Origin of the sequence: Rhizobium sp. JAB6, assembly GCF_003024605.1 — a bacterium.
Taxonomy (GTDB): Bacteria; Pseudomonadota; Alphaproteobacteria; order Rhizobiales; family Rhizobiaceae; genus Rhizobium.
Genome location: NZ_PYJQ01000009.1, coordinates 1,057,911 through 1,083,394, shown reverse-complemented (window position 1 = coordinate 1,083,394; position 25,484 = coordinate 1,057,911). Strand labels below are relative to the sequence as shown.

Sequence of the window (25,484 nt, the reverse complement as noted above, 5' to 3'; positions counted from 1 at the left end):
AGTGGGTGCTGGGATTTAAGCGAAGGCGGTGCTTAGCGTTTTACCGTCAGGCCCAGGCCGGCCTGGAACTGACGGGTGCTGTCGCCAACATCCCTCGTCGTCAGCTGATAGCCGACATTGCTGGTGAGATCGAGGTAACGATTGATCCCCCAGGTCAGACCGAAGGCGGCGTCATATTCGGTTTCATCGGCGGCGCTTCCGTTCGACGGATAGTCGCGCCAGATCGTTCCGCCCGTCAACTTGGCGGTGAGATCGTCACGCAGCTGATGGGCCACGGTGCTCGTCAACTGATAGGCGGTGTAGCCGCTGAGGCCGGCCGTGGTCGAGGGCTGGACCGTCGTCGAAAGGCCGATGCTGATATCGGTGCCGCGCTGGGGTGACCAGGCGAGATTGCCGTCGATCGTCGGTGAGTCGACTGATGCGAGACGCGAATCGTCGAATTCCGTGTGCTGGTAGCCGAAGCCGAGCTCGCCCCTGAATTTTTCACCGAGGTCGAATTCGACACCGCCCTTGCCGCCGTAGCTCTGGTTCGAGCGGGCATAGCCGTTGCTGTCGCGTGTCTGATCGTAGATCGTGCGGCCGAGATCGACTTCCACAAAGGGTATGATGGCCGGCGAGAGCTCATAGCCGATGCGTCCGCGCCAGGTTCCGGCCGTCTGGTCGCGGTCACTGAGCGTGACCGTCGTTCCATCCGACAGGACGGCATTGGAATAGACGGTGCGCGTCAATGCCACGGCCGTCGTGCCGCGCAGCACACCGAAGTCACGTTCCAGTGAGAGGCCCGTGGTGAACTGGTTGACGGCTGACTGTTTCGTGGCGCCAGCAATCGCGTTCGGATCGCTCGTGTCTTCCCGGTAGAACTGATAGCCGGCGGTGATATGCGCTGTCGTGTTGGCGGGAAGATCCAGGCGCAGATCGGCATTGAGGTTGACGGTCGGCTTTTCCTGGCCCGTGCCGCTGACGTTCCTTTGCCAGACGCCTTCGCCGGTGACGGTCAGCGCGTGGCGGTCCCAATCCGATGTCAGGGTGCTGCGCAGATCGGTTTGCAAGAAAGTGCGGTTGTCCTTGACGTCGCCGGTGCGATCGCGCTCGATATTGATCGACTGATTGATCGAAGGACGCAGGGTAAAGGTGCCGAGCGGTATGCCCTGAGCATCCGCCCGATCCGGATACCGGCGGGCTCTCAGATCATCAACGCTGGGTTCGCGCAGATTTACGCGGCGCAGGTCGTTATCCAGCGTCGAGCCGGTGGTTGTGGGGTCGATGCCGGTGAGGCGCAGCCGCGCGTTCAACGGCTCGTCGCTGGAGGTCGATGTCTGGTTTGCCGGTTGGATCGCCTGATCACCCGTGGTGGTGGCACCATTCGGATCGGTCGGGGAAGCCGATGTCGGGGTGGGTAAAGTATCGTCAAGGTTCTGGTCTGGCGGCAATGATTGCGCATTGACCGGCAGCGGCGCGGCGAATGCCATACCCCAGCCCAGCAGGGCGGAACTTGCCCATGCCGCCAGCCGGAGGGCACCATGACCCGCCTTATCCTTGCCGATGCCCATGTTGGTTATATCTGACCTGTTCGAACTGACCTAAATTCTTACCCAAGTGTAAAGCCGCGTGGTTAACGCTTGGTTGCCAAGCAGTGGCGACAAGAAAGGTTCGATCATATTTTGCAGCGATGCATTGCATGCTGCCGCCTTGTTATCGGTCGATCTCTGGTGGACAGATTTGCGGAAAAGCGTTAGGGCTCGCTCATGAATAAGAGAGCTGTAAGACTCATCGAGAACGGTGCGATCGAATCCGCGATGCGAACGATCGAGACCGAGAGACGGGGCATGGAGGCGCTGGAACGCGCGCTGACCGATGGTCTGGCCGAGCCTTTCAGCCGCGCGGTGGAGATCATAGGCGATATTGCCGGCCGCGTCGTGATCACCGGTGTCGGCAAAAGCGGTCATATCGGCAACAAGCTTGCCGCCAGCCTGGCGTCCACCGGAACGCCGGCATTCTTCGTCCATCCGGTCGAAGCCAATCACGGCGATCTCGGCATGATCACGCAGGATGATGTCATCATCGCCATTTCCTGGGGCGGCGAGAGCGCCGAACTGCGTGGGATCATCAGCTATTCCCGCCGCTTCTCGATCCCCATGATCGCGATCACCGCCGGTGAAACCTCGACGCTTGCGCGTGAGTCGGACGTTGTGCTGCTGCTGCCCAAGGAGCAGGAGGCCTGCCCGCATGGGCTCGCGCCAACCACCTCGACGCTGCTGCAGCTTGCTATCGGCGATGCGCTGACCGTCGCGCTGCTGGAGGCGCGCGGCTTCACGGCCGAGGATTTCCGCACCTTTCATCCCGGCGGCAAGCTGGGCGCCAGCCTCTCGCATGTGGCCGATATCATGCACAAGGGCGACCGCGTGCCGCTCGTCAAGCTCGGAACCGGCATGCCGGAGGCGGCGATGACGCTATCGAAGATGCGGTTTGGCTGCGTGGGCGTGGTGGACGATGACGGTTGCCTGTGCGGCATCGTCACCGATGGCGATATCGCCCGCAATCTCGGCACCAGTCTTGCGGAGAAGCTGGTGGACGAGGTGATGACCCCCAATCCGAAAACGGTGAAGGAAACGACGTTGGCGACGAGCGCCATGGCCGTACTCAACCGTCACAATATCTCGGCGCTCATGGTCATCGATGAAGCGCGCCGGCCGATCGGCGTCGTGCACTTCCACGATCTACTGCGGATCGGCGTCGCCTGATCAGACGGGTTCGACGGTCAGATCGCGACCGTTGCTGGCGACCACCCTGACGCGGGTGCCGACCGGCAGGTCCGGCCCGCTGACGGTCCAATAAGTATCGTTCAGGCGAATGCGTCCGCGGCCTTCGGCGATGGGCTGGTCGAGCGTTGCCGTGCGTCCGACCAGGCTGGCGCCGCGCTGGTTCAGGAAAGGCTCGTCGGTCACCTGGCTGTTGTTGTAGAGATAGCGGCGGCCGAGCAGGGTGACGATGACCGCCACGGCCGCGAAGACCAATCCCTGTGCTTGCCAGACCCAGAAGCCGCTCTCCCAGAAAAGGAGCGATAGGGCACCGACAATGATGGCAGCAAGCCCGATCCAGACGAGAAAGAAGCCAGGCAGGATCAGTTCGGCGGCAAGCAGCACCAGGCCCACGAGCCACCAGCTCCAGGGGCCGAGTTCGACGAGGAGATTGTCGAACATGTCAGCTCTCCTTCGGCGGCAGCGGATTGATCGAGGGCGTCGTGCGGGCAGAGCCGGAGCGCGGGCGGGGTGGTTGCGGCGCGCCGCCGCCATCGCCATTGTCGCCGAAGACTTCGCGGGCGATGGCGCCGATGCCGCCGAGCGAGCCGATGACCGAGCTCGCCTCCATCGGCATGAGGACAATCTTCGAATTGCCGGCGGATCCGATCGCGGTCAGCGCTTCGGTATATTTCTGGGCAATGAAGTAGTTGATCGCCTGCACATTGCCCTCAGCAATCGCCTCGGACACCACGCGGGTTGCCTTGGCTTCGGCCTCGGCCAGGCGTTCGCGCGCTTCGGCATTGCGGAAAGCCGCTTCGCGCTGGCCTTCGGCCTGGAGGACGGCCGCCTGCTTTGCACCCTCGGCCCGGAGAATCTGCGCGTTGCGCAGGCCTTCCGCCTCCAACACCTGGGCACGCTTTTCGCGCTCAGCCTTCATCTGCCTTGCCATGGCGTCGACGAGATCCTTCGGCGGCTGGATGTCCTTGATTTCGACGCGGGTCACCTTGATGCCCCAGGGCTCTACCGCCTCGTCGACGACCCGCAGCAACCGTTCGTTGATGGCATCGCGGTTCGACAGCAGTTCGTCGAGGTCCATCGAACCCATGACGGAGCGGATGTTGGTCTTGGTGAGATTGAGGATCGCGCTTTCGAGATTGGTGATCTGATAGGCGGCCTGCGCCGCATTCAGCACCTGATAGAACGCGACTGCATCGGCGGATATACTGGCATTGTCCTTGGTGATGACCTCCTGCGTCGGCACGGCGAGGACCTGTTCCATCACATTCATTCGCGCGCCGACCGTTTCGATGAAGGGCACGATCAGATTGAGCCCCGGTTCCAGCGTACGGATATAGCGGCCGAAGCGCTGGACCGTGTACCTGTAGCCCTGCGGCACGGTCTTGATGCCTGCGAACAGCACCAGAATGACGAAGACCACCAAGGCAATCACAACGATGCTGAAACCACCGACGACCATCGAACTCCTCCATGGACGCGCCCGCTTCGACAGGTTCGCGTCGCCTAAACCGCTGCTGCTCAGCTCCCCCTCGCTCGGGCGAGCTCACGAGACGGCAGCTCAATCAAATGTGGTGGGTTAGCATGTTCTCGGCAAGTGAGGAATGGGGATCGCAGCGGGTGTTTTGCTGCGAGACCGATCAAGCAATCGCCGTCCGGGTCTTGCGCCCGGCGATTGATATTCATACCTTATATGGGATTTCCGGCTCGCTGCCTCGCAGCCTTTTCGGGCCAAGTCATCGCGCATCATCAGGGTGAAGCTATGAACTTAGATAGGACCTTGCGGTCGGTTGTGGCCGTGCACGCTTCAATTCCGGAAGACGCCTTTACGGCGGCAACCCTCGGCACCCGCAGGGAAGGCAGTGGCGTCGTCATCCGCGGTAACGGCCTGGTACTGACGATCGGTTATCTGATCACCGAAGCGGAAGAGGTCTGGCTCACGACCAATAGCGGCCGGGTCGTTCCCGGCCATGCGCTCGCTTACGATCAGGAAACGGGATTCGGTCTTGTCCAGGCGCTCGGGCCTCTCGATGTGCCCGCACTGGAATTCGGCGATACCGACAAGGCGGAGATCGGCGATGAAGTCATCGTCGCCGACGGGATCGGCCAGTTCGTCGAGGCGAAGATCGTCGCCAAGCAGGAATTTGCCGGCTATTGGGAATATCTGCTTGACGAGGCGATCTTCACGGCGCCCGCACATCCCTCCTGGGGCGGCGCGGCTCTTATCGGCGAGGATGGCAAGCTTCTCGGCATCGGTTCGCTGCACTTGCAGATGGCGACGCAGAACGGCGATAGCGCCGATATCAACATGATTGTGCCGATCAATCTTCTGATGCCGATCCTGGACGATCTGATCAAGCGCGGTCGGGTCAACAAGCCGCCGCGGCCCTGGCTCGGTGCCTTCTCGGCCGAAAGCAATGGCGAAGTCGTCGTCATGAGCGTCACCGAGGGCGGCCCGGCCGCCAAGGCTGGCTTGCGCCGCGGCGACGTCATTTCGGAAATCCGCGATGGCGAGGTCGATGGACTCGCCGATTTCTACCGCAAGGTCTGGGAGAGCGGTCCCGCCGGCTCCGAGATACCCATGCGCGTATTGCGCGATGGCCGCGAGGCCTGGCTGCGCGTCAAATCCGCCGATCGCGGCAGCTTCCTTAAAAAGCCGCAGCTTCAGTAGGCGCGTGTCGCCGGGATCAATCCGGCGGTCCGGTCAGGCCCAGCCGAGCAGTTCCCGCCGCACGACTTTCTCCAGCACGTTCATGCCGTCTTCGCTGTCGTTGAGACAGGGAATGTGGGTGAATTTCTCGCCGCCATTGTGATGGAAGGATTCCGCCGCCTGCTCGGCGATCTCCTCCAGCGTCTCCAGGCAGTCGGAGACGAAGCCGGGATTGAGGACGGCGATACGTTTGGTGCCGGTCCTGGCAAGCTCTTCCACCGTCTTGTCCGTATAGGGCTGCAGCCATTCCTCAGGGCCGAAGCGGGACTGGAAGGTAACCATGAACTGATCTTCGGATAGGCCGAGCTTCTCGCGCAGCAACCGGCCGGTCTTCTGACAGAAACAGTAATAGGGATCGCCGAGTTTGAAGTAGGACATGGGGATGCCGTGGAAGGAGGCGATGATCTTTTCCGGCTGCCAGTCCAGCGTCGAGAGGTGCCGGTTGACCGAATTGGCGAGCGCTTCGATATAAGTCTCGTCGTCGTGATATTGCGGCACGGTGCGGATTGCCGGCTGCCAGCGCAACTTCTGGAGCTTCTCGAAAGCCTTGTCGTTGACCGTCGCTGTCGTCGCCGCCGCATATTGCGGATAGAGCGGGAAGAGCACGATGCGCTCGCAGCCATCGTCCTTCAATGCCTGGATGCGATCGGCGATCGAGGGCTGGCCGTAGCGCATGGCCCAATCGACCTTGACGTTCGGCAGGTCGCGCAGCCGTTCTGCCATCAGGTCGGACTGGTTGCGCGTATAGGTGCGCAGATAGCTCTCATTCTTTTCCTTGTTCCAGATCGTCTCATAGGCCTTGCCGACCTTCCGCGGCCGGGTGTTGAGGACGATGCCGAACAGGATCGGGTACCATTTCCAGCGTGACCACTCGATGACGCGGCGGTCGGTCAGGAATTCGCGCAGGTAGCGGCGCATGGAGGAATAATCGGTGCCATCGGGCGTTCCGAGATTGATGAGCAGCACGCCGACCTTGCCGTATTTCACGCTGGCGTGACCGGGAGAAAGCGTGGTCAGGTCTGCTGTCATCGATTGAATTCCTCTCAAGATACGAAGCACTTCACATAAGAACAAAAGCCGGCCCGAAAAAGCCCGGGCCGGCCTTTTCATACGAGACAATTGATCCTTACTTGGCCGGAACCCTCAGCTTTTCGCCGACCGTCAGACGATGCGGCTTGATATTCCGGTTGGCGGCCACGAGTTTGTGCCATTGCTTGGCATTGCCGTAATAGGTCTTGGCGAGATCCCAGAGCGTGTCGCCGGCGACGACCACATGGGTTATCGGTGTTTTCGGCGGCTCGCTGGCTTTGGCTTCCGGCGCTGCTGTTGCCGGAGCCGTGGCTGCGGGCGCAGCCGGGGTATCCGCCGCTGGAGCTGATGTGGCGGGTGTCGAGGCTGCCGGATCCGAATTTGCCGGGGCAGACGGCGTAGCCGTCGGGTTTGCCGGCATGGTGGTGCCTGGCGTTGTCACAGTGGGAGGCGAGGAGGGCGGCGGGGTCGTCGTGGACGGAGCGCCGCTGCCACCTGTAGCGGCCGCTGCCGGCTTCTGCTCCGGTGCTGTCTGGGTGGTATCGGCGGGCTTTGCGGGTTCCGGCTGCGCAGCTGGCGCTGCCGCGGCTATCTGGGTTATGCGGCCGTCGGTATAGGGCTTATAGGGATTGTGCGCGCCCAGATAATCGGCGACCACCGATTCCAGGTTGGGGCCGAAGTCATAGGCATTCTTGCCGTCCTTGGCGAAGACGGTATAGCCGTCGCCGCCGGCGCGCATGTAGTTGTTGCTGACGACGCCATAGGTCTTTTCGGGATCGATCGGCTTGAATTCGGTGCCTTCCTGCACCTCGACGGAGACCAGACGGCTGCCGAGCGGCTTCGATTTATCGAAGCTGTATTTGAGGCCGGCGACCTGCGGGAAGCGGCCCGCCCCGTCGTCGATCTGGCTGAGACCGTTTTCGAGAGCAGCCTTCACGTCGGCTCCGGTCAGCTGGAAGGTCGCAACCGTGTTCTGGAAAGGCAGCACGGTCAGGACATCGCCCATGCTGACATCGCCGGCGCCGATGGAGGCGCGCAGACCGCCGCCGTTCTGGATGGCGATGGAAATGCCCTGCGCCTTGGTGCGGTCCAGCATCGCATCGGCGACGAGATTGCCCATCGAGCATTCCCGAACGCGGCAGACTTCACGCGCACCTTCGATCGGCCCCTCAGAATTGCCGATGACCTTCTTGCGCAGTTCCTCGATCGGTTTTGCCATTTCCTGCACGCGCGCAAGGATCGCCGGATCGGGCTTGATGGAGGAATCGAGCAGGATCGGGTCGCCCTTGGCATCCTTGACGGCGCCGTTGTCATCGAAGGTAACGACGAGATCACCAAGATATTTGCTATAGGAGGCGGCCTGGACGACGGGCACCTTATAGCCGGCCGGATTGTCGACCATGGTCGGGTAGGGGCCGGCCGCCTTCGGATCGGTATTCGACAGCAGCGTATGCGAGTGGCCGCCGACGACGACGCTGACGCCGGCGATCTTGGCGATCTTTTCGACATCGCGCGGATAGCCGACATGGGTGAGCGCGATGATCTTGTTGACGCCTTGGGATTTCAGCGCATCGACTTCGGCGCTGATGGCGGCGGCATCGTCGGTGATCTTCACATGCGGGCCCGGCGAGGCGAGTTCGGGCGTTTCGGTCGTTACCGCGCCGACGATGCCGATCTTCTGGCCACCGATATCGAGTACGATCGACTTCTTGATGCGGTTGCCGAGCTTCGACTGGTCGTCGACCACCAGATTGGCCGTTACGATCGGAAACTTCGCTTTGTCGAGAAAGGCGGCGAGCGGGCCTTCGCCATCATCGAATTCGTGATTGCCGACCGTCATGGCGTCGATCTTCATGTCGTTCAGGAATTCGACTTCGGCCGCGCCCTTGTAGGTGGTGTAGAACAGCGAGCCCTGGAAGTTGTCGCCGGCATCGAGAACGAGGACGTTCTGGCCGGCAAGGGCGGCATGCCGCTGGTCGATGGCCGCCTTCAGCCGTGCCGCGCCGCCGAAGCACTCGTTCTTGGCTTCCTCAGCCGCGGAGCAGGTAGCGTCGAACTTGTTGATCGATTCGACGCGCGAATGGAAATCGTTGAAGTGCAGGATGTTGAGCTGATAGTCCGCGAAGGCGGCGCTGGTGCTGAGCGCCAGCAGCGTGGCGGCCAAAAGACCCACTCCGAAGGGCTGCTTCATCTGTCTCTCCTGTTGGTCATTGCAATCCGGCCCGCCTGTGCCCCACGGCGGTCCCCCATGCCGATGTTTTCATCCCGGCGGAGTGAGCGCAAGCAAAAGCTGTTGGCTTCATTAGGATTTTACAACGCGGCGGAAAGGAGTGCCCAATCAGGCGCAGGCCTCGACCGAGGATGCGCCGTAGGATTCGCGCAGCGCCGCAACGGCATTCCAGCCGACAGACGAGAGGACGAGCAAACAGCAGAGGGAGGCGACAAGATGAAGGCGCCGACTGCGCTTTCGGTAGAGCAGGATAGCGCCGGCACCATAGATGAGCAAAGCCGGTACGGCGAAAAGGAGGACACTCGCCGGGCCGTCGCAATCGAGAGCCTTTATGCCTTGTGCGCGGTAGCTGTTGACGGGGAGGACCGCCGCCAGAAGGGCGACGGGCAATGCTGCGAAAAGAGGCAGATAGAGGACCAGCATTCCGCGCATGATGCCTATCCGTCCATCAGGCCTCTATCAGCCCTGGCGATTGAGCGAGAAGTGCCCGCCGGTTTCGGAGGTGCAATTGAGCTGGCTGGGATTGGCCAGGAAGCAATTCACCTTCGATGAGGTGCGCTTGATGTTCGAATAAAGATTGATCTGAATCATGCCGGATGGATCGGTCGTATAGGTTCCCGAGGCCATCTGCTGGTTCGTGCCATCCGTGGTGTGCGTTTCGAAGCGACCGCCATTGAAGGTCGAATTCAGGCCGTTCGAATCGGCCCAGCTTCCCTCCACCGAATTCATGCGCGGCTGGGAGCCGCCCGGGTTCATCGCCATCGGCGGCGGCCGGGAGCCGCCGAAATCGACGCAGGCAGAGAGGGCTGCCGCGGCAGCAACGAGAGCAAGAACGGTTCTTATCTTCATAAATATCTCCCGCGAATAGGGGCGGCCTAAAGGCGTATCGGTTGCAAGGAAGATGCCGCGACCATTGCGCTAAAGCAAGACTTCACAGGCGATCTGCTTGATTTATCTGGCTTGCGTAACAAAAATGCCCGCACGACCTGTGCGGGCATTCGGTCTGGCATCAAGCTGACACTATACCCTTAGCGAACCAGAATGTTCCGGAACTGCCAGGGGTCCTTGGTGTCGATGTCCTCCGGGAAGAGGCCCGGACGGCCGTCGAGCGGGGTCCAGTCGGTGTAATGACCTTCGACCGGGCCAAGATAGGGCAGCTGCACTTCGAGGCAGCGCTTGTAATCGATTTCGTCGGCTTCGACGATGCCGGCCTTCGGGTTTTCCAGTGCCCAGACCATGCCGGCGAGCACGGCGGAGGTCACCTGCAGGCCGGTGGCGTTCTGGTAGGGGGCGATGCGGCGGGTCTCTTCGAGAGACAGGCGCGAGCCGTACCAGTAGGCATTCTTGGCATGGCCGTAGAGCAGCACGCCGAGTTCGTCGATGCCGTCTTCCAGCTCGTCCTCGTCGAGAACGTGATGGACCGGCTGCGGCGTGCCGCCATTGCCGAACATCTCGTGCAGCGAGAGCACGGCGTCGTTGGCCGGATGATAGGCGTAATGGCAGGTCGGGCGGAAGGTGACCTCGCCGTCCTTGTCGCGCACGGTGAAATAGTCGGCGATCGAGATCGACTCGTTGTGGGTGACGAGGAAGCCGTATTGCGGGCCGGGGGTCGGGCACCAGGTGCGCACGCGGGTGTTGGCGCCCGGCTGTTCGAGATAGATGGCAGCCTTGCAGCCCTTCTTGTGCTTCTTGGCGTTCTTCGGCATCCACTCTTCATGGGTGCCCCAGCCGAGTTCCGCCGGTTGCAAACCTTCGGAAATGAAACCTTCGACCGACCAGGTGTTCCAGAAGACGTTGAGCGGCTTCGGATGCTTGGTGCGCTGCGTGTCGCGCTCGGCGATGTGAACGCCCTTGACGCCGACCTTCTTCATCAGCTTGGCCCAGCCTTCGCGGTCATGCTGATCCGGCTCTTCGAACTTCAGGCCGATATCCTTGGCAAGGTTGACGAGCGCCTGCTTGACGAACCAGGAGACCATGCCCGGATTGGCGCCGCAGGTGGAAACGGCCGTCGTGCCGCCCGGGTTCTTTTCCTTTTCCTTGCGCATGGTTTCGCGCAGGGCGTAGTTGGTGCGGTCGGCGTTCTTCAGGTTCTTGTCGAAGTAGAAACCGAGCCAGGGCTCGACGACGGTGTCGATATACAGCACGTCAAGTTTGCGGCACAGCTTGACCAGATCGAGCGAGCCGGTGTCCACCGAGAGGTTGACGCAGAAGCCCTGGCCGCCGCCTTCCGTGAGAAGCGGCTTCAGGAGATCCTTGTAATTATCCTTGGTGACATGCTCCTGGATATGGCGGACGCCATGCTTTTCCAGGATCGCCAGGTGCTCGGCATCCATCTGCGGGTCGATGACGACCATCCGGCTCTTGTCGAATTTGAAATGGCGCTCGATCAGGGGCAGGGTGCCACGGCCAATGGAGCCAAAGCCGATCATTACGATCGGACCGGTAATTTCGGCATATACCGGATAGTCTTGTTTCGTCATTCTTTTCTCCTTCGAAAGGCAGGACGCCGTTCGGTTCACGAAATCTAGTTAGAGTTTGCGCGAAAACGCGGGGTGAGCGGCTCTAATCATAATTTGATGTCACAATAAAGAGCTGTCGAGAGTTAGCCAGGCAAAGTCAAGTGGGCCCAACATACACGCCTTATGCGACGGGTTTGTTGCCCTCAAGGTTGGTTTTGGCTGACATTAACGGAATGCGATGGAAGGCAACCGCATTCCGTCGCTTAGGCCTTCAGGCCTTCCAATCCGTCGACGACGGTGGTGAGGGCGATTTCCTGGACTTCATAAGCGGCGACACCGTGGATCGTGAAGGGGTCGGCGGCGACATAGGTCTCCAGTTCGGCACGCTCGCCGCGGGCAAAAATGATGCCGCCGGTGCGCGGCACCTTGCGGCCGGAAGCAAGAAACCAGCCTTTGGCATAGCCCTCCTTCACCCAGGCCATGTGCGGTTCCATATGCTTGTCGGCTTCGTCATTGCCCTTGAGGTAGGTGAGCGAGAGAATGAGCATCAATCAATTCCATAGAGTTGCGCGCGGATCAGGCCGCGCAGGGAATTTCCGACATAAAGGGGGCGATCTTTCAGGTCTTCGAGGCGGATGCGGCCGACGCGGGCCTTGCGCTGGCAGATGAGCTCGGTGCGCAGAACGCCGGCAAGCAGGCCGGCTGATATGGGAGGGGTGCGGAACAGGCCCCCACCGTCTTCAAGGAAGATCGAGGTGATCGTTCCCTCGCAAACCTCATCCTTCTCACTGAGCAGCAGCACTTCGTCTGCTTCGTCGGGCCGGTATTCCGCGCGCGCGGCTTCATAAACGGCGCGGCGCGTGGTCTTGACGCGCAGCAGCTTGTCGGCGGAATCGAGCCGGGTTGCGGCGATGCGGACACGCCAGACGGTGTCGGGTGGCAGCGGGACAAAGGGAGCAGTCGTCACTTCCGTCTTGCCGTCGCGGTCCAGCGTCAGCCGCACTCGCAAGGGCGCAGCGGCGCCTGTCACCGCCTGCTCCAGCTTGCGAAGCACGTTCTGCGGCGCGGAAAAGCCGAGGCGGCGGGCGGAACGCTGCAGCCGGGCGAGATGCAGGCGCAGACGCACGAAGCCGGTTTCCGGCTCGTAGCGCAGCGTCTCGATCAGGGAAAAATCCTCTACCGGTCGATCCATCTGTCCCCCACGGCGAAGCGAGCCTTGAGGAGGCATTCCTCATATTCCGCCTCCGCCGTCGAATCGAAGACGATGCCTCCGCCGACATTGAACACCGCGCGGCCGTCTTCGAAAAGCGTGATCGTGCGGATCGCCACCGAAAAGCGCATGGCTCCATCAGGCGAGATCATGCCGATCGCGCCGCAATAGGCGTCGCGCGGGCCGTCTTCGAGATCGTGCAGGATTTCCATTGCCCGCATCTTCGGCGCACCGGTAATCGAGCCGCAGGGAAAGAGCGCCGCAAGGATGTCGCGGATCGATATGCCCGAAAGCAGCTTCGCCTGCACATGGCTGACCATCTGGTGCAGGGTGGGATAGGTCTCGATCTCGAAGAGCTTTGGGACATCCAGCGTGCCGACTTCGGTGATGCGCGAGATATCGTTGCGAAGCAAGTCGACGATCATGCGGTTTTCGGCCTGCGTCTTCTCGTCGGCGAGCATGGCGGCGATGATAACTTCATCTTCGGCAGCATTCACGCCCCGCTTGGCCGTGCCCTTCATCGGATGCGTCTCGATCCAGCCGTCCCTGTCCGTGCGGAAGAAAAGCTCCGGCGAGCGCGACAGGATGATCGGGCCGCCGAGATCGACGAGCGCGCCGTATTTCACCGGCTGCCGTTCGATCAGCGACCAGAAGGCGGCGCGGGGATCGCCGTTCCAGCGGGCATGGATCGGCATGGTGAGGTTTGCCTGATAGCAGTTGCCGAGGCGCAGATGCTGGTGCAGCCTGTCGAAGCGCTCCTGATAGGTCTCGAAATTCCAGGCCGCTTTCGGCTCTGTGAGAAATTCCTGGTTTTCCGGGCGCTGCGCGGGCTGAGCAACCGGATGATCATCCGCCGCCGGGGCATCGAAAACGCCAAAGCAAAGCAGAGGCGTTTCCCTGTTTTCCTCGGCGAAGGGCGCGAGTTTTTCCTCGAAGAGATGGCCGGCCTCATAGGCGATATAGCCGGCGAGCCACTGTCCCCGTTGCCTGGCATCTTCCATTCGATGGAGGGTATCGAAGAATTGCCCGCGCGTATGGGCCGTAATGATCTCGGCCGGTTCGGCAAAGAGCATCACCTGTCCTGTGCTGTCGTCCCTGAAGAGGACGTAGGGTATGGCGTCGGCCATGCGCGGGTGTCTATCGGGTCGTTGTTATGTCGATTGTCAGGTACGTCCGCCATTGCCGCAACTTCCGTGCCTGGCCCCTCACCCCAACCCTCTCCCCGTCAATGCGGGGAGAGGGAGTTACCGCAGCTGCTACACCGTCGTCTGCAAAGAACGATGCGGTGAATGCTGAGCCAGTCCCCTCTCCCCGCAAGCGGGAAGAGGGCTAGGGTGAGGGGCATGCAGAAAGCTGCAGCAATGGCAGACGCGCCTGTCCTGCTTCTCTTCAGCTCAGTTCTTATCTAACGCTTCCAGCTCGTCGATCAGCCCTTCGATCATCGACAAGCCCTTGCTCCAGAACGACGGATCGGTTGCGTCGAGGCCGAAAGGCTTCAGGAGTTCGGAGTGATGCTTGGTGCCGCCGGCCTTCAGGAGCTCGAAATACTTTTCCTGGAAGCCTTTTTCGGCGTTGCGGTAGACGGCATAGAGCGAGTTCACTAGGCAATCGCCAAAGGCATAGGCATAGACGTAGAAGGGCGAGTGGATGAAATGGGGGATATAGGCCCAGTAGGTCTCGTAGCCCTCGGAGATCTTGATCGCCGGGCCCAGGCTCTCCTCCTGCACGGAGAGCCACAGCTCGCCGATATTCTCAGATGTCAGCTCACCATTCTTGCGGGCGGTATGCACCTTGCGCTCGAATTCATAGAAGGCGATCTGGCGCACGACCGTATTGATCATGTCCTCGACCTTCTGGGCGAGCATCGCCTTGCGCTCGCGCTTGTCGGTGGTCTTGTCGAGCAGCGCGCGGAAGGTCAGCATCTCGCCGAAAACGGACGCCGTTTCGGCCAATGTCAGCGGCGTCTGGCACATCAGCGCGCCCTGGCCGCCGGCCAGCACCTGATGCACGCCATGGCCGAGTTCGTGGGCCAGCGTCATGACATCGCGCGGCTTGCCCATGTAATTGACGAGGACATAGGGATGGGCCGACGGGACGGTCGGGTGCGCGAATGCGCCCGGCGCTTTGCCGGGGCGCACCGGCGCATCGATCCATTCCTCATCGAAGAAGCGCTTGGCAATGGCGGCCATTTCCGGCGCGAAATTGCCGTAGGCGGAAAGAACCGTTTCCCTGGCGTCCTTCCAGGGGATCAGCGCATTGGGCGTTTCCGGCAGCGGCGCGTTGCGGTCCCAGAAATTCATCCGGTCCATGCCGAGCCACTTGGCCTTCATCTTGTAATAACGGTGCGAGAGGCGCGGATAGGCGTCGCGCACGGCAGCCGCCAAGGCGTCGACGACCTCGCGCTCGACGCGATTGGCGAGATGCCTGCTATCGGCAATATCCTCGAAGCCGCGCCAACGGTCGGAAATTTCCTTATCCTTTGCAAGCGTATTGGTGATCAGCGTGAAGGTGCGCAGGTTCGCCTTGAAGGTTTCGGCAAGCGCGATTGCGGCCTTGCGGCGCACTTCGGGGTCCTGCTCCTGCAGCATGTTCAGGGCGACCTCCAGCGGCTGCTTCTCGCCGTCGATCTCGAAGCGCAGTTCCGCCATCGTTTCGTCGAACAGCCGGTTGAGGGCGGCAGCGCTCGTCATCGACTTTTCAAGGAACAGTTGCTCGAGCTTGTCGTCGAGCTGATGCGGCTTGTCCTGGCGCAGGTCGACGATCCACGGGCGGTAGTGACCGGCGATGGCGTCGTTCGCCATGCAGGCATCCATGACAGCGTCGTCGATGCGGTTCAGTTCCAGCGGGAAGAACAACAGATGTGCGGCGTAGTCCGTCAGCTTCGCCTGAACGTCGCCATAGAGTTTGCCGTTGGCCGGATCGATGGTGTTGGAGAAATAAGTGAGCCCGGCATAGGAGCCGAGCCGGCCCATGATATCGTCGAGCGCCTCATACTCCTTGATGGCGGCGCCAATGCCGGCGTCACCGGATTTGGCGGCAGCTTCGGTAAGCTTGCCCTTCCATTTTTCCTCGAAGGCAATCGCCATTTTGCCGGCCTTTTCGATGTCTCCAAGGAATTCCGGCGAAGTCGCGGATGGATAGAGATCGCTGAGCTTCCAGGCGGGCAGCTCGCCGAGCGCCTGGCCGGCGGCCGGGCTTGCGGAGAAGTTAAGGGAGTGGCGGAGCGAGGTCGGGCTCATGGGCGATATTTCCTCTGCTTTTATTTTTCGGATCGTCCGATCCGTTCGTGTCTAGTCGGCTGGATAGGCCGCCGCAAGGCCTGATTTCCCTGCATCGGCGGTTGAATCATAAGCAATTTTATATTCGTCATAATGATTAAAATGCGATGATTTGGCAAAACTTCATGTTCAAGCCTTTCTGCGAATGTTCGTGTCAGGTTTCGCATGAAGTGAGGCACCAATGACCGTTTACAATAGCGCCAAGGGGGGCGCGCAGATTCTCGTTGTCGAGGATGATCCGATTCAACGCCGTCTGCTGAAGAATGCCATCGAGCGGCACGGACACGTTGCCCATTTGGCAGAAAATGGCCGTCTCGGCCTAGAGTTCCTGAAGCGTGGCAACGATCAGATCAACGTGATCGTGCTCGATCTCATGATGCCGGAAATGAACGGCCTCGAGTTCTTGGGCGCGCTGAACGATATGGGCATAGACCTGCCCGTCATCGTGCAGACAGGGCAGGGTGGCATCGATACCGTGGTGCAGGCTATGCGCGCCGGCGCCTTCGATTTCGTCGTCAAGCCCGTGTCGCCGGAGCGCATCGCCGCGTCGATCGCCAACGCCCTGAAGCTCGACCAGCGCGAGGCGAAGGCTCGTGCCGGACGCAAATCGCGCTCGAGCAGCATCACCTTCGACGACATCGTCTCGGCAAGCCCGGCGATGATGCGCGTGATCGATCTCGCCCATCGGGCGGCGCAATCGAACATTCCGGTGGTTCTGGAGGGCGAATCGGGCGTCGGCAAGGAACTGGTGGCCCGCGCCATCCAGGCCGCCAGCGATCGTGCCGGCAAGCCGTTCGTGACCGTCAACTGCGGTGCGATCCCGCACAATCTCGTCGAAAGCATCCTTTTCGGACACGAAAAGGGCGCGTTCACGGGTGCGACCGAACGCCATGTCGGCAAGTTTATGGAAGCCGATGGCGGCACGCTATTTCTCGACGAGATCGGCGATCTGCCGCTGGAGGTCCAGGTCAAGCTTTTGCGCGCCGTGCAGCAGGGCGAAATCGAGACCGTCGGCGCACGTGTCGCGCAGAAGGTCAATGTCCGGCTGATTTCGGCCACCAACAAGGATCTGATCGAAGAGGTCAAGGCAGGGCGATTCCGCGAGGATCTCTATTATCGCCTCAACGTCTTCCCGATCACCATGCCGGCCCTGCGCCGCCGTAAGGAGGATATCCCGCATCTGGCGCGCGCTTTTGTCGACCGGTTCGCACTGGAACAGAAGCTCGATCGCCCGCTCGGTATCAGCAAGGATGCTCTTGCATTGCTGACGGCCTATGACTGGCCGGGCAACATCCGCCAGCTCGAAAACGCGATCTTCCGCGCGGTCGTCCTGTCGGAAGGGCCGGAACTGCTTGATAGGGATTTTCCGCAGATCGCCGCGCAGCTGCCGGGTTATTTTGCCGCCGAGCATCCGACCCTGGTTGTGGACAATTCGCATATCTCTTCTGCGGATGCTATCGCGGCTGAAAGAAGCGAACGGATCCCTTACGAGGTTTCGCAGGGGTCAGCTGCAACTCCTCCGCTTGTTTCTGCCGAGGCCCCGGCCGGTGCTTCCGACAACGTCATCGTCAGCACGAACACTTTAGGCGACGTGAGAAAGCTGGCGGATGTCGAGGAGGAATTGATCCGATTTGCCCTCAAATTCTACCGCGGACAGATGAGTCAGGTGGCCAGGAAGCTCGGTATCGGCCGCTCAACGCTCTATCGCAAGTTGAAGGACTATGGCATCGACCCGGATGATCCGCAAAAAAGCGCGGCATGAGGAAAAGCTTAACGTTTAGGCAAGCATATTTTGTTACCCGTCGTAAAGCACTTGTTAGTGCATCGTTCACCATGTATGAAGGGGGCGACTATGTGTGGCATTTTTGCCATCGTGTCACCGCAATTGACAGCCATTTGGAACACGATGCGACATTGTCTGTCGGACGGGGATCGAATTGCCGAATTTGAGTGCAAATACCAAGCCTAATAGCTTGAGCTGGCATTCTGCGTGCTCTCACCTATTTAGCAAGGTGGCCAAGGTTGCAGCCATTGGCCTCCTTGCTTTGGCCGTTTCTACTCCTGTTTTCGTCGGCACTCCCTCGCAGGCTGGTGGTGAAACCCGCAGCCTGAAGATCTATTACGTTCACACCGGCGAAAAGGCCGTCATCACCTACAAGCGCAACGGCAAGTTCGATCCGGACGGCCTGGAGAAGCTGAACCGCATCCTGCGCGACTGGCGCAAGAATCAGCCCACCAAGATGAACCCGCGCCTGTTCGATCTGATCTGGGAAGTTTACCGCGAAAGCGGTTCGCACGAATTCATCTACGTGATCTGCGGTTTCCGTTCGCCCGGCACTAACGAGATGCTGCGCACGCGTTCGGCCCACACCGGCGTTGCCAAGAAGAGCCAGCACATGCTCGGCAACGCGATGGATTTCTATCTCCCGGACGTCAAGCTTTCCAAGCTGCGTGAAATCGGCATGAAGCTGCAGGTGGGCGGTGTCGGCTATTATCCGACTTCGGGTTCGCCTTTCGTCCATATGGATGTGGGCGGCGTGCGCGCATGGCCGCGCATGGATCGCCAGGATCTCGTCCGCCTCTTTCCGGATGGTAAGACCATGCATATCCCAGCCGATGGCCGGCCGCTGCCGGGCTATCAGCAGGCGGTCGCCGATTACAAGCGCCGCATGTCCTCCGACGATATCCAGATCGCCAGCTCCTCTTCGCCGCGCCGTGGCTTCTTTGCCCGTCTGTTCGGAGGCGGCGGTGCGGATGAGGAAGAGGATAACGCAGATACCGGGACGACGGCGGCACCGGTGGCCGTCGCTTCGGCTGCTCGCAAAGGCCAGCCGGCTCCGGCCGCCAGCGATGATGGCGACGATAGCGCAGCTCCAGCCCAGGTTCAGGTCGCCAGCGTAAACGCGCCCGTTCCGCAGGTTCGCCCGGCCTTCGGCAATCAGCCTGCCGGCAGCGATGTTGCTTCCGCTCTCGTCTCGCCGTCTCGTAGCGCTGCTCAGGATGCGCTTGCCGCCGCCATGCCGGATACGGGAGATCAGCCGCAATATGCCGATCTTCGCTCTTATCATGTGCCCGTGCCGTCCTTGCTGGATCGACGCTCGCCTGGCGATGCCGAAGTTGCATCGGCAGAGGCTGACATGAAAGGCCAGCTGGCGGCCGTTCCGGTGCCGGCGCAACGTCCGGAATTGGCCGAAAGCCTGCTGGCATCAGCCGATGCCGATCAGGAGGCTGCCGACGACCAGGCCGATGCAGGCGCGCTTTCGCCTTCGGTCATTGCGGCTCTGGAGCAAAGCCGTCCGGATCGATCGGATACCAACAATGCGGTTGCGGTGACCCAGCCATCCAACAATCTTGCGTCCAAGGATGAGCTGCCCCCGGCAGGCAATGGTCTGACCTCCGGTAACGATGCGGCGCAGGCAATTGCTGCCGTCCTGCCGCAGCAGAGGCCGGCTCAGCAAATGCCGATGCAGGTTGCCGCGCTTGCGCCGGTTCGTAACGAGGTGAAGGCCAGCAGCCGTCGCTTCAACGACGGTTTCGAGCCGACGACACCTCAGGAACGTCCGATTGCCGCCGGTATTGCCACCAAGGGCGGTCGGCCGAACAAGCAGGACGCCGTTGTGGCCGATTCAGGCCGAGCAACGGTGACGACCGCGCCGACGCTGACGGAGAAAATGATCTCGCAATGGGCGATCGCGAAGGCTCGGGTCGAGATCGTGAACCGTCCTGTCAAGGCGCCGCGCTTCGTGAGCCCGACGCTCCGGGCGCAGCCGACTGCCGTTTACACCGACGGTTTCAAGATGCAGACGGCATCGATCGATCCCGAACGCTTCAGCGGAACGGCAGTGAATTTCCTTCAGGTGAAGAAGTTCAATTCAGTCGAATAGGCGAGGCGCATCGTCATCGCTTCGGGGAGCCCGTTTGGGCTCCTTTTTGATTCGGCAGGAGATCATCCCTTCGAGGTCGCAATCGGGCTTGCGCGCTCGCAAGCTGTCGATAAATCTGAGCTGAAGTTCGATTCTCAGGCACTGCTGTTGCTTGCGGGTGACATCGCGACGGCTTTCAGGTTCGTGTCAGGAATTATGTATCCTTGCCTGACCGTCATTCAGTTTCGCTTCATTTGGCTTCGTTAGGTCGGCGGTTTTAGACCTGGTGGATGTCCATATTTGACCCGCAAGACGGCAATTATCATCGGCAATGGCAAGCTGGACCGCGACCTTTCCGAGGTCGTGGACAATGCGGAATTCGCAATGCGCTTCAACGAGCCGAAAGCCTCGATCGGGATGAGCGGATCACGCACCGATATTCTCATGCTTGCGGCTTCCAGCAAGCCGATGCAGCGTCGATTGACGGACCCTGCCTTTCTGACAAGTCCGACTTTCATTGCCGCTAAAGAGGTCGTGCTGGCCTATCATCCCGATATCATCCGCAGATATCACCCCAAGCCCAATCTTCTCTCGCGCCTCAAGGGTAGGAGGAGCGATTGGACGATGCGGACGATCGAATTGGTCGGCGCGGCCGGCAAGGAAATCCGCATCATGCCGCCGCAGTTCTACATCGAAGGCTGCAAGGAACTCGGCGTGAACCAATGCCGGATGCACCAGCTCTTCCCGAGCACCGGCTTCTTCGGCATTCGATATGCCCTGTCACGATTGCCTGCCGACGAATGGGACGTGAAGCTGTGCGGCTTCAGCTGGGAAGGCTGGAGGCGCCATGCCTGGCTGGATGAGCGCCGCTGGGTGGAAGACAAGGTCGCGAGCGGCCGTATCGGCATGATCGTTTAAGTGTGTCGCGATCCTTCAGATTCGCTTCCCACACTTTTGCGCATGCCGTCGTGGCAAAACCGCTGTCCACATTTGCGTGACATGCTCTAGCCTTCCTTCAGTTGTTTAGATCACTTGAAAACAACCATTTTCAGTTTCGGCTCAGGTTTGCCTAAGCTCGCTTTCATTCAGGGTTGCTAGAGCCTCGCGGAATATGACCTCGAGGTATCCATTCATGCAAGCCCACGAATTCAACCCGTCTTCGGCGATGCCGCTCGAAAGATCTCATACGGGATTCGAGTTCGCTCCTGCGTCCAATCCGGTCGGTGTTGTTCCGGACGCGCCGGGCCAGCCGGTCATTCGTGGCTTCATCATCCATCTGGCTCGCGCCCGCGATCGTATGCCTCAGGTCGAAAGGCTTGCCGCAAAGCTTCCGGTGCAAAGCGAGATCGTCGAGGCAGTCGATGGCCGCACCCTGAGTGCCGCCGAGATCGATAACGTCTACCGTCCTCGGCTGCAGAAGCCATATTATCCGTTTGCGATGAGCGCGGGCGAGATTGCCTGCTTTCTGTCGCACCGCAAGGCTTGGTCCGCCATCGTCGAGCAAGGCATCGATGCCGGTCTCGTCTTTGAGGACGATGTCGAGATCGACGATGCGTTCCATGCCGCTTTCGCCGCCGCCAAGGCCTGCCTGAAGCCGGGTTCTTTCATCCGCTTCCCGTTTCGTATGGGCAAGGAGCATGGCAAATGCGTGCTCTCCCAGGGAGCGACCAATGTCATTCAGCCGACGCGGATAGGACTTGGCATGGTGGCGCAGCTTGTCAGCCGCGACGCCGCTATTCGCCTGCTGGAAGCGACCTCCGTCTTCGACAGGCCCGTGGATACCACCGTTCAGATGAGCTGGTTTACCCGCGTGTCGCCCCTCGCGGTCCTGCCAGGCGGTGTGCGGGAAATTTCTCCCCAGCTCGGCGGCAGCACGATCAAAAGCCGCAAGACATTGACGCAGACTCTCTCCAGAGAGGTGTTGCGGCCGCTCTATCGTGCCAAGATCGCGCTCCGCTCGCGCCGCTTCATCTGAGACATCCATCGTGGCCGTTCCGATCCTCGCGTATCATCAGATTGCGGTGCCGCCGTCGCGCAAGGCGCCGTTCAGAAGCATGGTTGTCCATCCGGAAGCCTTCCGCCGTCAGATGGAATGGCTGAAAAGGCTGGGAATCCACGGCATGGCGCTGCGTGAAGCAATGCCATACATCCGCGGCGAGAAGGCCGGCAAAGTCGCTGCCATCACCTTCGACGACAGCTATGCCAATGTCTATGAGAACGCCTTGCCGGTGCTGCAGGAGTTCGGCTTTACCGCCACGAATTTCGTCGTGGCGAACCAGATCGGAGGCAGCAATATCTGGGATCTCCCCCTCGGCGTTGCACAGGCGCCCTGCATGTCGGTCGAGCAGTTGCGACACTGGCACAGCCTGGGGCATGAGGTGGGATCGCACACCCTCGATCACGTTCGCCTGCCACAATTGCCGATGGAGGAGGCGCGCCGGCAGATCACGCATTCGCGCGATCTGCTCGAAGACCTGTTGGACGAGGGGATTTCGTCCTTCTGCTTTCCCTATGGCGACGAAACGCCGCTCGACCGTGTGCTTGCCTATGAAGCCGGTTACAGCGCAGCAACGACGACGCGACGGGGCCGGGCGCGCTCAGGCGACGATCCGTTCGGCCTGCCGCGCGCAACCATCCGGCGCAACGACAGCTGGCTGCATTTCGTCAAGAAATGCGTCGTCGGCTAGCCGGCCCTTCGATCACCGTCCGACAGTAAAGCTGGAACTGCCGTCGATCTTATGGACGGCGGTGGAAAGTACCGCGCCTGCCCCGACCACCTCGGTCCTGGTCGATCACCGTCCACGCATCTTGATCTTCTCATGCCTCATCGGCGGCTATGGCTGCTTTTTCGGCGCCGGATCGGCAATCGGATGAGCATTGCTGTCGCTGAGCGTGGTAGGTCCACCCACATGGATCTGCGCTGTTGCCGGCGGCATGAGGGTCCAGGTGAAATAGGCGATCAGACCGCAGACGCCGAGCAAGAAGATGGTGAGGATCGCGGGGATGGACCACTCCTTGGTGAACATCGGTGTTTCCGGACGCGGTTTGAAAAAGCTGCGGCGTGCGGTTGCGGTCTTATTGAGCTGTGTCGGCAAGGTCGCCTCCCATGCTGTGCTTCGCGGCCGAAAGTGTCGTTCCGAAGTCCGTTTCCGCACGATCGTCCTCATTATGTGCCTCGATGAAGCACGTACGACATTCGTCATTTCGGCTCAATGCGGCAATTTGGTATGCCCATCGCGGCGCCCGTTTACAGGCCGCGCCGTGGTCGGCTACAGATGGTCGCAAGGGTTCGCGTTGGCGGATTGGCGAGCCTCATCACCAAGTCGCGCGGCTGGATCACTCTCCGATGCCCGGGCGAAAAGGAATTGGAATGCCCATCGAATCCTGGAAAGGCGGCGAGGTCGACGTTGCCGTGATCGGCGCCGGCGCAGCCGGTGTGGCCGCAGCCCGGCAATTGCAATTGCTTCGGCCGGATCTCTCGATCCTCTTGCTCGAGGCCTCCGACCGCGTGGGCGGCCGGGCCCGCTCGATCCATCCGTTCGGGGCCGATGCCGCCGCGCTCGATCTCGGCTGCGGCTGGCTGCATGGCGCGCGGACCAACGCCTGGACAGAGATTGCCGGGGAAGTGGGTCTGACCGTCGATCGCACGCCTGCACCCTGGAGCGACGGCGGCCATCGGCTCGAACAGAGCGATCCCGATGCAAAAGCTGCGGCTGCAGCCGTCAACGCCTTCTTTGCGCGCGTCTATGATTATGAGGGCGATGCAGACGCCGATCTCTCGGCCATGCTGTCTCCGAATGATCCGTGGAATGAAAGGATTTACGCTGTCGGCGCCTTCATGACCGGGGGAGAGCTGGACAAGTCCTCGGTGATCGACCTTGGCCGCTATGATCCCGGCCCTGGTCCCGACTGGCGCGTGCGGCAGGGCTACGGCACATTGGTCGCCACCTACGGCCTGCCGGTGCCGACCGTTCTCGGCGCCGAAGTCAGCCGTATCGACCACAGCGGCGCCGGCCGTATCGTGCTTTCGACAGGCAAGGGCGAGCTGCGGGCGAAGGCCGTCGTCGTCACGGTTTCCACCAATGTGCTTGCGGCAGAACGAATCGCCTTCTGGCCGCCTTTGCCGGAGAAGATCGACGCGGCGGCCCGCCTGCCGCTCGGCTTGGCAAACAAGCTTTTCCTTCGCGTTGCTGAACCAGCGATGTTTCCGGAGGATACGCATGTGATGGGATCGCTGCATAGCCGCCGGACGGGCGCCTATCAGCTGAAGCCGTTCGGTGCGCCGGTTATCGAGGCCTATTTCGCCGCCGACCTTGCGTTCGATCTGGAGCGGCAGGGCGTGGATGCGATGTTTGATTTTTCGGTGGAACAACTGAAGCGCGTCTTCGGCGCCGATATCGGCAAGACGCTATCGCCGCTGGCGGCATCCGCCTGGGCGGGAGAGCCCTTCTTCGGCGGTTCTTATTCCTATGCGACGCCCGGTGCGTCCGATCTGCGCGGCGTCCTCGCCGCTCCCCTCGATAAACGCTTGTTCTTCGCCGGGGAAGCCTGCTCGAAGACGCGCTATTCTACCGCGCACGGCGCGTATGAAACCGGTGCTGCCGCCGCCGAAGCCGTTGCGGAAGCCCTCTGACGGAAGGCCGACGAGATAGATAACCAACCTGCCGGCAAGAAATCGCGATTGGCCTCGTAATTTTATGCAAATCGCTCTTAAACTTGCGTGAGAACAGGCGTAAACGCAATCAAATACCACCCGATTTGATTTACACCATTCTTCGGGAGATGGGCGGCGAATGCCGCGGCAAAGAAGCATTGGAGGAGCCATGAGCACCGGCGAAAAATTAACCTTCGACATCCAGAAAAATCCCAATCCAGCGACGGCGAGCGAGCGGGAAGCGCTGCTGCAGAACCCGGGCTTCGGCCGCATCTTCACCGATCACATGGTGACGATCCGCTATTCGCAGGATCGCGGCTGGCACAGCGCCAAGATCGAGCCGCGCAAGGCACTTGCTCTCGATCCGGCTACCGTGGTGCTTCATTATGCCCAGGAAATCTTCGAAGGCATGAAGGCCTATCACCTGCCTGACGGCGGGGCGGCGCTTTTCCGCCCGAGCGCCAATGCGCGCCGTTTCCAGAATTCGGCCGAACGGCTGGCGATGCCGCGCTTGCCGGAAGAACTCTTTGTCCAATCCGTCCGCGAACTGGTCAGAATCGAGCGCGAATGGATCCCGACTGCGGAAGGGGCTTCGCTCTATCTCCGGCCGTTCCTGATCGGTACGGAAGTCGCTCTCGGCACAAAGCCGTCGGCAGAATATATTTATTGCGTCATTGCTTCCCCGGTCGCCTCCTTTTTCAAGGGCGGCGGATCGGCCGTCACGCTCTGGGTCTCCGAAAATTTCACCCGCGCCGCGCCTGGCGGCACGGGTGCGGCCAAGTGCGGCGGCAACTATGCCGCAAGCCTTGCCGCATTGGCAGAGGGCCAGCGCGAGGGCTGCGATCAGGTCGTCTTCCTCGATGCCGTCGAAAAGCGCTGGATCGAAGAGCTTGGCGGCATGAACGTCTTCTTTGTCTTCGACGACGGATCGCTGCAGACGCCGCCGCTCACCGGCACGATCCTGCCGGGCATCACCCGCGATTCGCTGATCAAGCTTGGCCGCGACATGGGCCTGACGGTGCGTGAGGAGCCCTATTCGATCGAGCAGTGGCAGGCGGATGCGGAGAGCGGGCGCCTGCGCGAATCCTTCGCCTGCGGCACGGCGGCTGTCGTGACGCCGATCGGCAAGGTGAAGGGCCGCAAGCACAGCTTCACCATCGGCGACGGCAATGCCGGCGCTACGACACAGCGCCTGAAAGCAGCGCTGACCGACATCCAGTTCGGCCGCGCGCCGGACAAGAACGAGTGGCTGGATCGCCTGTTCTAAACGAACCATGAACCCATATCCGGCGGGA

22 protein-coding genes are annotated in these 25,484 nt (G+C 61.1%); 9 read left to right on the top strand and 13 right to left on the bottom strand.

All coding sequences use genetic code 11. The features are described from left to right. Positions 1-32 precede the first annotated feature (32 nt). Positions 33-1,550: an outer membrane beta-barrel protein gene (locus C7U61_RS15360; RefSeq protein WP_106998881.1), complete on the bottom strand. Its 1,518-nt coding sequence runs from the start codon at positions 1,548-1,550 to the stop codon at positions 33-35. 195 nt (positions 1,551-1,745) lie between these two features. Between C7U61_RS15360 and C7U61_RS15355 the strand changes: the two genes are divergently transcribed. After that, positions 1,746-2,741 carry a KpsF/GutQ family sugar-phosphate isomerase gene (locus C7U61_RS15355; RefSeq protein WP_106998880.1) on the top strand — a complete coding sequence of 332 codons (996 nt, stop codon included), beginning with the start codon at positions 1,746-1,748 and terminating at the stop codon, positions 2,739-2,741. On the opposite strand, the gene C7U61_RS15350 is transcribed toward C7U61_RS15355, so the two are convergent. Beyond that, positions 2,742-3,200, bottom strand: coding sequence for an NfeD family protein (locus C7U61_RS15350; RefSeq protein WP_106998879.1), 459 nt, complete (start codon positions 3,198-3,200; stop codon positions 2,742-2,744). A gap of 1 nt (position 3,201) precedes the next feature. Then, positions 3,202-4,218: an SPFH domain-containing protein gene (locus tag C7U61_RS15345; protein WP_106998878.1), complete on the bottom strand. Its 1,017-nt coding sequence runs from the start codon at positions 4,216-4,218 to the stop codon at positions 3,202-3,204. 300 nt (positions 4,219-4,518) lie between these two features. On the opposite strand from C7U61_RS15345, the gene C7U61_RS15340 reads away from it, so the two are divergent. Further along, positions 4,519-5,427, top strand: coding sequence for a S1C family serine protease (locus C7U61_RS15340; protein ID WP_106999122.1), 909 nt, complete (start codon positions 4,519-4,521; stop codon positions 5,425-5,427). A 33-nt stretch (positions 5,428-5,460) separates the two neighbouring features. Here the strand turns inward: C7U61_RS15340 and hemH are convergent, their stop codons facing one another. The 9 genes from hemH to C7U61_RS15295 form a co-directional block, all read right to left on the bottom strand. Next, positions 5,461-6,495 carry a ferrochelatase gene (gene hemH, locus C7U61_RS15335; protein ID WP_106998877.1) on the bottom strand — a complete coding sequence of 345 codons (1,035 nt, stop codon included), beginning with the start codon at positions 6,493-6,495 and terminating at the stop codon, positions 5,461-5,463. Positions 6,496-6,592: 97 nt separating this feature from the next. Next, entirely contained in the window at positions 6,593-8,686 is a 2,094-nt protein-coding gene (locus C7U61_RS15330) for a 5'-nucleotidase C-terminal domain-containing protein (RefSeq protein WP_106998876.1), read from the bottom strand. Between the two features lie 147 nt (positions 8,687-8,833). Beyond that, the gene (locus tag C7U61_RS15325) at positions 8,834-9,157 is read right to left on the bottom strand and encodes a hypothetical protein (RefSeq protein WP_106998875.1); all 324 of its coding nucleotides are present in this window, start codon (positions 9,155-9,157) and stop codon (positions 8,834-8,836) included. Positions 9,158-9,184: 27 nt separating this feature from the next. Beyond that, entirely contained in the window at positions 9,185-9,574 is a 390-nt protein-coding gene (locus tag C7U61_RS15320; protein WP_106998874.1) for a hypothetical protein, read from the bottom strand. Between the two features lie 179 nt (positions 9,575-9,753). Continuing rightward, a complete protein-coding gene (locus tag C7U61_RS15315) occupies positions 9,754-11,205 on the bottom strand; it encodes a homospermidine synthase (RefSeq protein ID WP_106998873.1) in 1,452 nt (483 codons plus the stop codon). Between the two features lie 242 nt (positions 11,206-11,447). Continuing rightward, positions 11,448-11,732, bottom strand: coding sequence for a YciI family protein (locus C7U61_RS15310; RefSeq protein ID WP_106998872.1), 285 nt, complete (start codon positions 11,730-11,732; stop codon positions 11,448-11,450). After that, the gene (locus tag C7U61_RS15305; protein ID WP_106998871.1) at positions 11,732-12,376 is read right to left on the bottom strand and encodes an aminotransferase class IV family protein; all 645 of its coding nucleotides are present in this window, start codon (positions 12,374-12,376) and stop codon (positions 11,732-11,734) included. Before C7U61_RS15305 ends, C7U61_RS15310 begins: the two co-directional genes overlap by 1 nt. Further along, the gene (locus C7U61_RS15300) at positions 12,361-13,521 is read right to left on the bottom strand and encodes an aminodeoxychorismate synthase component I (protein ID WP_106998870.1); all 1,161 of its coding nucleotides are present in this window, start codon (positions 13,519-13,521) and stop codon (positions 12,361-12,363) included. Before C7U61_RS15300 ends, C7U61_RS15305 begins: the two co-directional genes overlap by 16 nt. 267 nt (positions 13,522-13,788) lie before the next feature. Continuing rightward, on the bottom strand, positions 13,789-15,633 hold the full coding sequence (locus C7U61_RS15295; RefSeq protein WP_106998869.1) for a M3 family oligoendopeptidase: 1,845 nt from the start codon (positions 15,631-15,633) through the stop codon (positions 13,789-13,791). Between the two features lie 220 nt (positions 15,634-15,853). Here C7U61_RS15295 and C7U61_RS15290 point away from each other — a divergent pair, with 220 nt between their 5' ends. The 5 genes from C7U61_RS15290 (at position 15,854) to C7U61_RS15270 (ending at position 22,222) form a co-directional block, all read left to right on the top strand. After that, the gene (locus C7U61_RS15290) at positions 15,854-17,434 is read left to right on the top strand and encodes a sigma-54 dependent transcriptional regulator (protein ID WP_106998868.1); all 1,581 of its coding nucleotides are present in this window, start codon (positions 15,854-15,856) and stop codon (positions 17,432-17,434) included. A gap of 175 nt (positions 17,435-17,609) precedes the next feature. Next, on the top strand, positions 17,610-19,556 hold the full coding sequence (locus C7U61_RS15285; protein WP_106998867.1) for a DUF882 domain-containing protein: 1,947 nt from the start codon (positions 17,610-17,612) through the stop codon (positions 19,554-19,556). Between the two features lie 279 nt (positions 19,557-19,835). Next, the gene (locus C7U61_RS15280; protein WP_106998866.1) at positions 19,836-20,453 is read left to right on the top strand and encodes a hypothetical protein; all 618 of its coding nucleotides are present in this window, start codon (positions 19,836-19,838) and stop codon (positions 20,451-20,453) included. A 214-nt stretch (positions 20,454-20,667) separates the two neighbouring features. Then, a complete protein-coding gene (locus C7U61_RS15275) occupies positions 20,668-21,510 on the top strand; it encodes a glycosyltransferase family 25 protein (protein WP_106998865.1) in 843 nt (280 codons plus the stop codon). A gap of 10 nt (positions 21,511-21,520) precedes the next feature. Beyond that, positions 21,521-22,222, top strand: coding sequence for a polysaccharide deacetylase family protein (locus tag C7U61_RS15270; RefSeq protein ID WP_106998864.1), 702 nt, complete (start codon positions 21,521-21,523; stop codon positions 22,220-22,222). Between the two features lie 147 nt (positions 22,223-22,369). On the opposite strand, the gene C7U61_RS15265 is transcribed toward C7U61_RS15270, so the two are convergent. Next, entirely contained in the window at positions 22,370-22,630 is a 261-nt protein-coding gene (locus tag C7U61_RS15265; RefSeq protein ID WP_106998863.1) for a hypothetical protein, read from the bottom strand. Positions 22,631-22,905: 275 nt separating this feature from the next. On the opposite strand from C7U61_RS15265, the gene C7U61_RS15260 reads away from it, so the two are divergent. After that, on the top strand, positions 22,906-24,168 hold the full coding sequence (locus C7U61_RS15260; protein WP_106998862.1) for an NAD(P)/FAD-dependent oxidoreductase: 1,263 nt from the start codon (positions 22,906-22,908) through the stop codon (positions 24,166-24,168). A 190-nt stretch (positions 24,169-24,358) separates the two neighbouring features. Continuing rightward, entirely contained in the window at positions 24,359-25,456 is a 1,098-nt protein-coding gene (locus tag C7U61_RS15255) for a branched-chain amino acid aminotransferase (RefSeq protein ID WP_106998861.1), read from the top strand. The last annotated feature ends 28 nt before the right edge of the window (positions 25,457-25,484 follow it).

Excerpts from the sequence above, each read along its gene's own strand:
- C7U61_RS15310 (WP_106998872.1), bottom strand. The coding sequence starts at position 11,732 with ATGCTCATTCTCTCGCTCACCTACCTCAAGGGCAATGACGAAGCCGAC.
- C7U61_RS15350 (WP_106998879.1), bottom strand. The coding sequence starts at position 3,200 with ATGTTCGACAATCTCCTCGTCGAACTCGGCCCCTGGAGCTGGTGGCTC.
- C7U61_RS15260 (WP_106998862.1), top strand. The coding sequence starts at position 22,906 with ATGCCCATCGAATCCTGGAAAGGCGGCGAGGTCGACGTTGCCGTGATC.
- C7U61_RS15315 (WP_106998873.1), bottom strand. The coding sequence starts at position 11,205 with ATGACGAAACAAGACTATCCGGTATATGCCGAAATTACCGGTCCGATC.
- C7U61_RS15340 (WP_106999122.1), top strand. The coding sequence starts at position 4,519 with ATGAACTTAGATAGGACCTTGCGGTCGGTTGTGGCCGTGCACGCTTCA.
- C7U61_RS15345 (WP_106998878.1), bottom strand. The coding sequence starts at position 4,218 with ATGGTCGTCGGTGGTTTCAGCATCGTTGTGATTGCCTTGGTGGTCTTC.
- C7U61_RS15300 (WP_106998870.1), bottom strand. The coding sequence starts at position 13,521 with ATGGCCGACGCCATACCCTACGTCCTCTTCAGGGACGACAGCACAGGA.
- C7U61_RS15255 (WP_106998861.1), top strand. The coding sequence starts at position 24,359 with ATGAGCACCGGCGAAAAATTAACCTTCGACATCCAGAAAAATCCCAAT.
- C7U61_RS15320 (WP_106998874.1), bottom strand. The coding sequence starts at position 9,574 with ATGAAGATAAGAACCGTTCTTGCTCTCGTTGCTGCCGCGGCAGCCCTC.
- C7U61_RS15275 (WP_106998865.1), top strand. The coding sequence starts at position 20,668 with ATGCAAGCCCACGAATTCAACCCGTCTTCGGCGATGCCGCTCGAAAGA.
- C7U61_RS15360 (WP_106998881.1), bottom strand. The coding sequence starts at position 1,550 with ATGGGCATCGGCAAGGATAAGGCGGGTCATGGTGCCCTCCGGCTGGCG.
- C7U61_RS15290 (WP_106998868.1), top strand. The coding sequence starts at position 15,854 with ATGACCGTTTACAATAGCGCCAAGGGGGGCGCGCAGATTCTCGTTGTC.
- C7U61_RS15305 (WP_106998871.1), bottom strand. The coding sequence starts at position 12,376 with ATGGATCGACCGGTAGAGGATTTTTCCCTGATCGAGACGCTGCGCTAC.
- C7U61_RS15355 (WP_106998880.1), top strand. The coding sequence starts at position 1,746 with ATGAATAAGAGAGCTGTAAGACTCATCGAGAACGGTGCGATCGAATCC.
- C7U61_RS15330 (WP_106998876.1), bottom strand. The coding sequence starts at position 8,686 with ATGAAGCAGCCCTTCGGAGTGGGTCTTTTGGCCGCCACGCTGCTGGCG.
- hemH (WP_106998877.1), bottom strand. The coding sequence starts at position 6,495 with ATGACAGCAGACCTGACCACGCTTTCTCCCGGTCACGCCAGCGTGAAA.
- C7U61_RS15325 (WP_106998875.1), bottom strand. The coding sequence starts at position 9,157 with ATGCGCGGAATGCTGGTCCTCTATCTGCCTCTTTTCGCAGCATTGCCC.
- C7U61_RS15295 (WP_106998869.1), bottom strand. The coding sequence starts at position 15,633 with ATGAGCCCGACCTCGCTCCGCCACTCCCTTAACTTCTCCGCAAGCCCG.